This is a genomic window from Flavobacterium sp. AC274 (genome assembly GCF_979258275.1).
Genome location: NZ_OZ409852.1, coordinates 2748189 through 2758368, shown reverse-complemented (window position 1 = coordinate 2758368; position 10180 = coordinate 2748189). Strand labels below are relative to the sequence as shown.

11 protein-coding genes are annotated in these 10180 nt (G+C 29.4%); 1 reads left to right on the top strand and 10 read right to left on the bottom strand.

Translation table 11 applies throughout. The features are described 5' to 3' along the window. Positions 1-393: 393 nt before the first annotated feature. The 8 genes from ACZZZT_RS12570 to ACZZZT_RS12535 form a co-directional block, all read right to left on the bottom strand. Positions 394-1116 (bottom strand): alpha/beta hydrolase, encoded by a 723-nt coding sequence (locus ACZZZT_RS12570; RefSeq protein ID WP_463460627.1) that lies wholly within the window; start codon positions 1114-1116, stop codon positions 394-396. After that, positions 1092-2258 (bottom strand): alpha/beta fold hydrolase, encoded by a 1167-nt coding sequence (locus tag ACZZZT_RS12565; RefSeq protein ID WP_463460626.1) that lies wholly within the window; start codon positions 2256-2258, stop codon positions 1092-1094. Before ACZZZT_RS12565 ends, ACZZZT_RS12570 begins: the two co-directional genes overlap by 25 nt. A 194-nt stretch (positions 2259-2452) precedes the next feature. After that, positions 2453-2782 (bottom strand): peptidase associated/transthyretin-like domain-containing protein, encoded by a 330-nt coding sequence (locus tag ACZZZT_RS12560; RefSeq protein ID WP_463460625.1) that lies wholly within the window; start codon positions 2780-2782, stop codon positions 2453-2455. A 258-nt stretch (positions 2783-3040) separates the two neighbouring features. Further along, positions 3041-3439 (bottom strand): sensor histidine kinase, encoded by a 399-nt coding sequence (locus tag ACZZZT_RS12555; RefSeq protein WP_463460624.1) that lies wholly within the window; start codon positions 3437-3439, stop codon positions 3041-3043. 89 nt (positions 3440-3528) lie between these two features. Then, positions 3529-4203, bottom strand: a complete 675-nt coding sequence (locus ACZZZT_RS12550; RefSeq protein ID WP_463460623.1) for a hypothetical protein — start codon at positions 4201-4203, stop codon at positions 3529-3531. A 20-nt stretch (positions 4204-4223) separates the two neighbouring features. Next, on the bottom strand, positions 4224-4847 hold the full coding sequence (locus ACZZZT_RS12545) for a hypothetical protein (protein WP_463460622.1): 624 nt from the start codon (positions 4845-4847) through the stop codon (positions 4224-4226). Beyond that, entirely contained in the window at positions 4844-5059 is a 216-nt protein-coding gene (locus ACZZZT_RS12540; protein WP_463460621.1) for a hypothetical protein, read from the bottom strand. Before ACZZZT_RS12540 ends, ACZZZT_RS12545 begins: the two co-directional genes overlap by 4 nt. Positions 5060-5165: 106 nt before the next feature. Continuing rightward, positions 5166-5408, bottom strand: coding sequence for a hypothetical protein (locus tag ACZZZT_RS12535; RefSeq protein ID WP_073397957.1), 243 nt, complete (start codon positions 5406-5408; stop codon positions 5166-5168). Between the two features lie 106 nt (positions 5409-5514). Here ACZZZT_RS12535 and ACZZZT_RS12530 point away from each other — a divergent pair, with 106 nt between their 5' ends. After that, the gene (locus ACZZZT_RS12530) at positions 5515-5994 is read left to right on the top strand and encodes a response regulator (RefSeq protein WP_463460620.1); all 480 of its coding nucleotides are present in this window, start codon (positions 5515-5517) and stop codon (positions 5992-5994) included. Positions 5995-6385: 391 nt separating this feature from the next. On the opposite strand, the gene ACZZZT_RS12525 is transcribed toward ACZZZT_RS12530, so the two are convergent. After that, on the bottom strand, positions 6386-8323 hold the full coding sequence (locus ACZZZT_RS12525; protein WP_463460619.1) for a family 43 glycosylhydrolase: 1938 nt from the start codon (positions 8321-8323) through the stop codon (positions 6386-6388). Further along, a complete protein-coding gene (locus ACZZZT_RS12520) occupies positions 8304-9695 on the bottom strand; it encodes a glycoside hydrolase family 27 protein (RefSeq protein ID WP_463460618.1) in 1392 nt (463 codons plus the stop codon). The genes ACZZZT_RS12525 and ACZZZT_RS12520 overlap by 20 nt, the downstream gene beginning before the upstream one ends. Positions 9696-10180 lie beyond the last annotated feature (485 nt).

The following is a 10180-nucleotide window of genomic DNA, read 5'->3' as shown; positions in this document are numbered from 1 at the left end:
ATAAAAAAAGCATTTATATAAAAGGAAATAGTTTTGATCTGGACACGTTTTTTTAAGAAATCATATCTTCCTAAATATTTCCATCTCTTTGTTTTACATTACAAGTTGTAATTTTTCGAGTGTTTTTTTAAAATTTTATGCGGATTAACCGAAGACGTTTTTACTTAAGTGATTTATTTCTGTTTTTAAATCCCTGACAAGAGTTGCTTTATGCTAAATACATACGCCCTATAGACTTTTCCTTCAGCGGTTTGAGGTTTGTGTAAACATAAACTTTTCTCTACTGGGCAGTATTTGGAGTGGATAACGAAAGAAGTAATCGAATAAATCGAATAGCATAAGTTATTATATTATAAATCACTTTATAATATTAATAACTTGCACCTTATCCAATTAGAAGATTCCCCAATAGGAGAAATAAATAATTACTAATATAAAAGAAAATGCTATCGAAAAAACCACTTCTATGTATGGTATAATCTTTATTTTAAGTAGTAAGTAGAATACACTAATAATTGTTGTTCCAATAAATATATAATTTAAAATAAATAAAAAATTATATTTTTCAGGCAATCCAAATAGTAGAATAAAAAGATTGTATTTAGAAGTCTGAAAAATAGCCCAAATGAAACCAAATACTACAATCATCCCTAACAAAGAGTTTGCGATAAATAAGTATTTCAATAGGTTCAAATCTTTATTTTTATTTCTAAAAATTGAAAAAACACAATACAAGAATGTACCAAAAATTATTATTAATGCAATAATCAACGGCGATAAAAATAACAGAATTGGTTTATTTAGACTTTTTGCCAACTTAGATATTCCAGGATTATATTTAATATCAGAAATAAATTCAATTTGACTTAATTTTTCTTTTACTTCAGGTTTCTTATCAGGTGTTTTTACAAAATGCTCTACTATACCCTTTCCAGCTTTTGAAAAACTTGTTGCATGACCATAAGGCATTTCAAATAGAAAGCTGTTTTTATATTTTTTTGCAATTTCCTTACCGTTATATAAAGGTGTAATTGGATCATATTTTCCGGCAAAAATTAAAGCTTTAATGTGATTGCTTTTTTGTGCTGAATTTATTTTTTTGCGCCAATTCCCCATTCTTCACAAACAGACAAGTCTGAACGATAAAATAATATTCCTCCTTTATTTTTTTTAAATACAGAAGCATTTTTGTCATATTCCGCAATACTTTTATCTGTAAACCCATCATTACATGAAACGCAATAATAAGTACCAAAGTCTCTTTTTAATGCTTCAGAAAAAGCATCTACTAAATTCGCTAATATAAATTTATCTTCTTTATAAAAACCGTTTATTATTAAAGGAATCAATTCAATTAATTGTTGATTATAAAGAGATTGATGAATAATTATTTTAAAATCGTCAGCATTATAGGTAAATTTTTCTGTTTGAACAATAGCTTTCTCAACATTTACCTCTATGCCTTTTTTACTCAATTTATTTATTACTGAATAATATTTTGATTCTAAATCAGGGTATTTTTGTTTACTTTCCTTAAAAAGGGTATTCAGACTATTAATATAATTAAAAGTATTGTTTTTATAATATTCATTAATATCATTAATCGGAGAATCCAGAATAATACCTTCGAAATCATTTGGAAATTGATCAGAATAAACTTGTGAGATATAAGTACCATAAGATATACCATATACAAACCATTTGTTTATGCCTAATGATTTTTTTAATGCGTGTAAATCTTTTGAAATATTTAAACTATTATACGCTTTTATATCTATTCCTTTTACAATAAGGTCATTTTTGCATTGTTCTGAAACATTGACAATTTCATTTATATCTTTAGTTGTACTATTATTTTCGGCAAGCACTTGCAAAATCTGTTCTCCAAGTTTAGGACAAAGAGCAGGTTCAGAAAAACCAGTACCCCTTAAATCAACAAGTATAATATTTGCTTCGTTTCTTAAAGGATGATTTAACCATTTTTTGATAGGGCCTATGCACCAACCACCGGGACCACCAGAAATATGTACTACGTTTTTACTTGACTTTTTTAAACACGGTAGAACAGCGACAGCCAATTTTATGGTTTTATTTGAACTGGTATTTTCCCAATTTTCAGGAACATTGAAACGATACCATTTTATATTTTGGCTATTTACTTCCTTCAAGTCTGGAAAATAACTTGCCGTGGTTTGAAGTTGATAGTGATTTGGACTTTGCGCATTTACGTGTAAAAATAAATGAAAAAAATGATGCAAATAAATAGTTTTTTAATGTCGCGTTTAATTCTCATTCGTGTATTTAAAATAATATCCTAAATTTTAGCTAATCTTATTACTGCCTTTTTAGTTGTTTCTTGACCAAAGTAACTTTCTTCGACTATATGAACAGTCAATCCCGTACCAATAAAAAATTTAAATTAAAGGAGTAAATAAGAATTTAAAGTGTGTTTTTACCAAGTATTTTGTAAATAAATCTCCCCCAATGATTCATTTTTATTTGTTATTTCCTTTGTTATACTATATTTAGTATATTGTTCAACAGTTATTTCTAAAATATATTTATTTGGTGGTAAATCTTTTATGATAAACTCTCCATTTTTATCATTAAAATGTAACTCTTTAACAAAAACACTATCTCTTTCTTGAAAAACTTTAATTTTAAATATAGATACAGGGCTGAATCCGTGATCAACTAATCTCCCCCATATTGAATAATTATTTATTCCATTAAAAGACATAAAAAGAAATGAAATGAATATTAAATATTGAATCTTTTTCATTTACCGTTTTTTAGTTTATTTTTTTGCTTTTGGTTTTATAAATCTTGAAAATTTATAATTTTTATTTTGTTGATTTTTATTTCACGAAAATAACAGTAACATTTAGCTAAAAATTACGGAATTTAAATATAAAAATTACGGAATTGCATTTTTTCTGAAGGTAAAATTATTTTACAATCACTAATAAATATTGGTATGGTTCTTTAAAGTAAGAAGGAATAAACTTGAAAGAAAATTTAAATCATTTAAGATCCAGATTTAAAAATGAAGTGTAACTTTAATTTTCGTTCCCACCCCAATTTTAGATTCTATATGAAATTCCCCTTTAAGAGAATTCGTTCGCTCTTTTATGTTGGTTAACCCTATGCCATTTTTTTTACTCTTAATATCAAAACCCTGTCCGTCATCTACAATAGAGATTATTAAGGAAGTATCATTAAACTTTTGAACACTTATTTCACAATTTTTAGCATTTGCATACTTATTAACATTCAAAATAGCTTCCTGAATTATACGATATAAATTTATCTTATATATATTTTGAATACTTGACCATTCAAACATTCCATCATTTAGGTATTTAAACTGGGTAAAGCTAATGTCTTTTTGATTTTCAATTAAATTTAATAACAAAACATCAAAATCATTATCTTCCAAAAAAGAACTTCGACTTAAGTCATGTGAAATAGTTCTAATCTCATTCTCAATATTTTGTAATTCAAAAATATATTCTTTTCTTTTTTCAATTATTTTCTCGTCAACTTTAGAATTAAAAAACCTAAGTTCATTCGAACACCATAAATTTTATTCATTATGCCATCATGTAATTCTTTTGCTATTTTAGTTTTCTCATTCTCTTTTGCAACATTTATTTTTTCATTTTGCTCAGTCAACAGCTGGTAGATTTCTTCATTAGCTTTTTGCTGTTCCTTTAAAAACTCCAATTCTTTATTTTTATATTTTAAAGATCTTAAAACAATAATTATTATCAATAATAAGATTAGTCCAAATGAAATAATTAAAATGTAAAAGTTCTTTTTTGTCAAAATTTTATTTTCATCCTCAATTCTTGAGGTTTCATATTCAATTCTGGCATACTTATTATGAGCATTTTTTTGAAGTGTATTAATACTATCACTTAACTTTATATATTCATTTGCATAAAACAACCTGTGCGTTTTATCTATTTTGGAGAGAAATTTTAACGATGTTAATATTTCGTTACTATTCTTAATTTTAACTGCTAATTGATTAGCTTCTTTTAAAATTTGAATTGCTTTTGTAGTATCCTTCTGGCTTAAAAAATATTCTCCAATATGTATCTTTTTATATAAAATATCCGACTCTGCTCCAATACTATCAACAATCTTTAAGGATTCAAAAAACATTAAACCAATATTCTCATAATTCCTGTTTTTCATCTTAGAATAAGCCAAATTGCTTAAAACATTAGCATATAATCTAGGATTGCTTTTTTTAAATCTGCTGAAAGCAGGCTCTTTAATATTTTAATAGACTTCGGGAATTCACCTTTTAAATCATATAAGTTACAGATATTAATCATAGAAGATACATAGTAATTGTTTATCTCATTACTATCATCATTACCATTAATTTTCATTTTTTCTAATTCACCTAAAGCCAATTTGTGATAATGTAATGCTTCGTCATACTCAACCAATTTCTCTAAACAATTTCCTATCAATGTGTTACAAGAAAAAATCAACTGATGATTTGTAGATTTCTTTAAATATCGTAATGCTTTAGCAATTTCAACTTCACATTCAACATAATTTCCATTATAAAATAGAACATAGGCTTTATTGAATAACATTCTGCCAACATTATCATAGTCATGTATATTATAATATAGTTTTTCTGCAAGTAAATAATAAAAGTAAGCACTGTCTTTTTTTGAGTTAATATAACAATCACCCACATAATAGGATGCCTTTGCCATTCTAATACTATCGTCTGACTGTTTTGATAGTCGCAATGCATTTAAACTAGCAGATAAAGATTTTTCAAAATTATTGATGTAATAATATTCTGTTGCGGTTTTCAAATATGAATTTCTGACAGTTGAATCATTTTTTTTAATTTTAATAAATCTACTATTGAATCTAGATATTTCTCTTTTTTATTTTTCCCTAATTTATCTATATAATTTTTATCAAAAAAAATAGCTGCATTTTTATCATAAGCAACAGAATCATTTTTTTTGCATGAAAATAATAGTAGTAGAAATAGTAAAATTATATAAGCAAGGGTTCTCAAGATTGTAATTATTATTTTAAATTTCAAATATACTATTATGAAACAAGAAGACTATGCAATTAAGTATAAATCACATAGTCTATCTTGAAATAATTATAAGCCTGAATTATTTAGCTCTTGGGGGTATCGGATTACTTGGGTCTCCATTAACACTCATAATCTCCATATTTAAAATCACAGTCGTTGAATCATTTCTTTTTTTATTTAATTCATTTTTAAAATCAGTCTGTGGACTAATTTTAAAATTACGACTTTTAACTTCAGGAACTTCATAACTATCATCATTAGAGCATGAATAGGTTAATAAAGAAAAGGAAACAAGGCCTACAATGTATAATTTGCTTTTCATAAAATTTATATTAATATCATTTAGTACAAAAAAACATCCTAGATTTACTTCAATTGTACGGTAAATCCGTAATATTTAATTATCTTTGATACCCTATTTAAAAAAAATGAAGATTAGTCTTAAGATTTTGATCGTTGACGATCACCCCATGACAGTTGATAGCTATATTAACCTACTATCTGACACGGATTTTCAAAAAAAACAACCAAGTTTTATAAAGAGTTATAATTGTGAGGATGCATATAACAAAATAAAACTGCAACAAATAGAAAACATAAATATTGATTTTGCTTTATTAGATATTAGCCTGCCTCCTTTTAAAGAGCTTAATATTAATAATGGCATTGATTTAGCTATACTTATTAGAGAAAAATTTGCAAATTGCAAAATTGTACTACTTACAATGCATAGTGATCCCTTAACGGTAGATAAAATCATTAAGGAAATAAAACCTGAAGGGTTCATTTCAAAAAGCGATATTAACTTTGAATTGTTTCCAATCATTTGCAAAAAAATTCTTGAAGGTGATATATATCGAAGTAATACCATAATACAATCTCAAAGAAATTTATTTAAAAAAATATAAATTGGGATAAACATGACAATCAAATTTTAACCTTAATTTACCAAGGAGTTAAAACTGTCAATCTTCCTAACTACATACCTCTTTCAATGAGTGCAATAGAAAAAAGAAAAGCAAACATAAAAGATCAACTTTTAAAGGGAAAAGGCAGTGATAAAGATCTAATTGAAAAAGCTAAAAAACTAGGATTATTACAGTAATTGGAGTTGCTCTATTATTTGTCAAAATATTGTGCCATTTTCATTCATGTATAACTTAAACTTTTCTATTACTAAGGTTTACAGAAATACAATAATATGAAAGAATAAAATACCTCCTTAAAAGTTCATTCTAAAATAAAAAGGTCGTTTCTAGCTAAGAAACGACCTTTATTGACCAAATTAATTTTAATAAATTATTTCAAAGCTTGTACTCCCGTGTGTGTTGGAATTACCTGTTTGATACTTCCGTCAGCATTAAATTCTAATTTATCCATACAAACTTCACGATGAAAACCGCCGGCATCACCCATTTTTATTCCGGTTGGATAAGAAAAACGATGATAGGTTATGTACCATTCGTCTTTGTCTGGAATTTGTAATACAGAATTATGTCCCGTAGCATAAATTCCCTGATCTGGAATTCCCTGAATTACAATATTATTTTTCGGAATTTCAATTGGCCCTAAAGGCGATTTTGACGTTCCATATCTAACTTTATAATTTGGACTTCTCGTATCATCTTCACTCCATAAAAAATAGTAGGTTCCGTTTCTGTAAATAACATAAGTTCCTTCTCTAAAAGTATCATCAACCTTGATTATTTTGGTGCTTCCTTCTTTTAACGAAATCATATTGGCATTTAATTCGGCTACAGCCATATAACCATTACCCCAATACAAATAGCTTTTTCCTGTTTTAGGATCTGTAAATACATCCGGATCAATTTCCTGACCTCCCTTTACTCCTTCTGGTCTTGTGCTTACAAGTGCTTTTCCACTATCGGTAAAAGGTCCGTTTGGATTATCTGACGATGCTACACCAATTTTTTGAGCAGCCGTGAAATAATAAAAATATTTATATTTTCCTTTGCTCTTTTTCTCAATAATACAAGGCGCCCAGGCATTTCTATTGGCCCAGGTTACATCTTTTCTGAGATCTACAATAATTCCTTCGTCTTTCCAATCCGTCAAATTATCTGAAGAGAAAGTCTTGAAATAATTTCCTGACCATCCATCAAAACCATCGCTTGTTGGATAGATATAGTATTTCTTTGTTTTGTTCGAATATAAGATTTCCGGATCAGCATAATAACCTTCTAAAACCGGGTTATTATTTATTTTTGGAAATTTATCCGGCATTCCCCATTTTGTAATCAGTTTCTTCAATTCAGAACGTGTGATAGGCAAAATAGTTCCGTGACGCGGATTAAAATCCATTGAAATATCATTATCAATAACAGTGAAATTCTCTAAATCTTTACTTTTTGTAAATTGATATCTTCCTTTTGTGTAAACATCATACATTAAGATATAATCATCCGAATTATTTAGTTTGAAAACGCTGGAGCCTTCAACACCATCCTTTGTTTGTTGCAGATAATTGTCATTTTCTGTCCATTTTCCAGAAGTCAAATCAGTTGTTGTGGCTACTTTAATTCCTGCTTTTTCGGTTTCTGTTTTATAAAAAAGATGATAAATTCCGTCTTTTTCAATAATGTCACCGTCTATACAAGCTCTCTCCGATTTTGGAACAAATAATAATTTTGGAGCACTTTCTAAACCTGTAAAATCTTTGTTTGCATAAGCGTAATAAATTTTATCCGGACCTCCTGCATATTGCAAACTAAAGTAAATTAAATACTTTCCTGCTTTTGCATCGTAAATGGTCTGCGGTGCCCAAACTCTTTTCAAATTTTCATTTCCGGAAAAAGTAGTTTGAATATTTACAATACTACTTTTCCAATTTACTAAATCGGTGCTTTTTAACAAGACCATTGCACGATTGCTGTCCCAGCCTTTTGAAGACGTCATATCTGTCAAAACCATATAAAAAGTTTTGCCATCGTCTCCGCGCAAAATATGCGGATCCCGAACGCCACCAGTTGAACTGATTACTTTGCTGTCTATGACTGGTCTGTTATTATTTAAATGATAATAATGATATCCATCTGCGCTAATGGCATATCGAACAGCTTCATCTTCAACAGAATTTCCGGTGAAGTAAACAAACAAATAAGCCGTTAAATCCTTCTCTGCAATTACAGGTGGAATTCCTTTTGCATTGTTGTTTTGTGCTTGTGAAAAAGTAAAGAGCAATAAAAATAATACAATACTAAAATGTGTTTTCCTCATTATTTTTTCCTTTTAATTGATACAAAACTGAACTGTGAGGTTTTAATTCTGCTGAAATTGCTGTTGAAGCAACTTTAGATTTCTCACCAGTCCACATATTCAAAACTTCTATATTTCCTGAAATTCCTAAATCAGAAAAATTTACCGAAATAGTTTCTGAAGCTTTATCTGAGATATTAAACAAAGCCAAATAAATACTTCCGTCTTTAGGATTTTTTGAAGTCACCGCAATTTTTCCGTCTTTCTGGAAAAGTTGTTTTACATCGGTACTTTCATTGTGCATTTTCACAACGTCTTTATTCGTTAATAATGATAATGTAAACGCATCATTACTTGGTAAATCTCCACCAAAAAATAACGGCGATTTAAAAATATTGAAAAAGGTAATTAAAGTGTATTGCTCGTCTTTTGTTAAGCGTGTCATTCTGTCTTCGCCACGTTCTCCTCTAACAGAAATACGTCCTAACGGAATCATATCGCAGTCTGGCCATGTTCCTGGTGCAATATGTGGATACCATTGTTCACTTACCTTCATTAAATGTGTAATATGCGGCCAGGTGTCCCAAACATCATCAACCATACGCCACATATTGGCATGTTCTTTTACGTGAGGGGCTGCTGTTATAGGTGTTTCACCGGGCGAAGTACTCAATACAATTTTACGTCCGCATTTGTCGATTGCATTTCTAATCAGGTTAATTTCGCCTTCGTGATACGGTCTTGACAAATCATCAATTTTGATAAAATCAACTCCCCAACTTGCATACAATTCAAATATAGAATCATAATATTCCTGTGCTCCCGGCTTGTCTGCAACAATTGTATAATTGTCTTTTAGCCACTCGCACTGCAAAGCTGTAGTATAAATTTGATCTGCCGTGATTCCGTTTGCTCCTTTAACTGGCATTTTATCTTCCACTGCTTTTTTCGGAATTCCGCGCATGATATGGATCCCGAATTTTAATCCTTTTTTATGAATATAATCTGCTAAAGGCTTAAATCCCTGTCCGTCTTTTGCTGATGGAAAACGATTTACGGCTGGCAAATATCTTCCGTATTGATCGATTACATATCGTGGATCTGTTTGGTTGTAACCTCCTGCTTTATCATTTTCTACAAACCATCTGATATCAACGACGATATATTCCCAACCGAATTTCTTGAGGTTTTTTGCCATATAATCGGCATTGGCTTTTACTTCATGTTCTTCTACAGTCGGACCATAACAATCCCAACTATTCCAGCCCATCGGCGGCGTTTGTGCCCATTGTTTGAATTCATCCTTTTTAAAAACTTTTGTTTGGGCATTAGAAGAAACCGATACGAAAACCAACCCCAAAATCAACGGAACTATATTTTTTATTTTCATCATGATTTTAATAAGTGTTAATAATACACTCGAATATAATAAACTTTTCGTCATTAAATACAATTAACCTGTCTGCTAACCAAAACGCTGACAGGTTAATTGACAATTTAAAAAACAAACTACTAATTTGTGTGAACTAGTTCCAACGGAACAAGCATCCTTTGATAGACCTGACAGGTTTTTAAAACCTGTCAGGTCTCTTTGACGACGTACTTTGTCTTTCTTTAGCCACTGATTAAAAATAATTTAATCCACATTTCTAAACTCCAGAGGAGCAACATATTTATAGCAAATAAAATCCGGTCGTGGATAAAGCTCCAGCGGAGCGATATGTAAAACGATCTTAAGATTTCACCCCGATGGGGTTCTTTTGTATAGATTCTAATTTTTCTATAAACATGTTGTTCCGCTGGAACTAGCATCCTTTAATAAACCTGACATGTTTTTAAAACCTGTCAGATCTTCGGTGATGATCTACTATAAATATA

What these genes read in the sequence shown, in the direction of transcription:
- ACZZZT_RS12530 (WP_463460620.1), top strand. Translation starts at nt 5,515, where the DNA reads ATGAAGATTAGTCTTAAGATTTTGATCGTTGACGATCACCCCATGACA.
- ACZZZT_RS12550 (WP_463460623.1), bottom strand. Translation starts at nt 4,203, where the DNA reads ATGAAAAACAGGAATTATGAGAATATTGGTTTAATGTTTTTTGAATCC.
- ACZZZT_RS12570 (WP_463460627.1), bottom strand. Translation starts at nt 1,116, where the DNA reads ATGGGGAATTGGCGCAAAAAAATAAATTCAGCACAAAAAAGCAATCAC.
- ACZZZT_RS12520 (WP_463460618.1), bottom strand. Translation starts at nt 9,695, where the DNA reads ATGATGAAAATAAAAAATATAGTTCCGTTGATTTTGGGGTTGGTTTTC.
- ACZZZT_RS12560 (WP_463460625.1), bottom strand. Translation starts at nt 2,782, where the DNA reads ATGAAAAAGATTCAATATTTAATATTCATTTCATTTCTTTTTATGTCT.
- ACZZZT_RS12525 (WP_463460619.1), bottom strand. Translation starts at nt 8,323, where the DNA reads ATGAGGAAAACACATTTTAGTATTGTATTATTTTTATTGCTCTTTACT.
- ACZZZT_RS12535 (WP_073397957.1), bottom strand. Translation starts at nt 5,408, where the DNA reads ATGAAAAGCAAATTATACATTGTAGGCCTTGTTTCCTTTTCTTTATTA.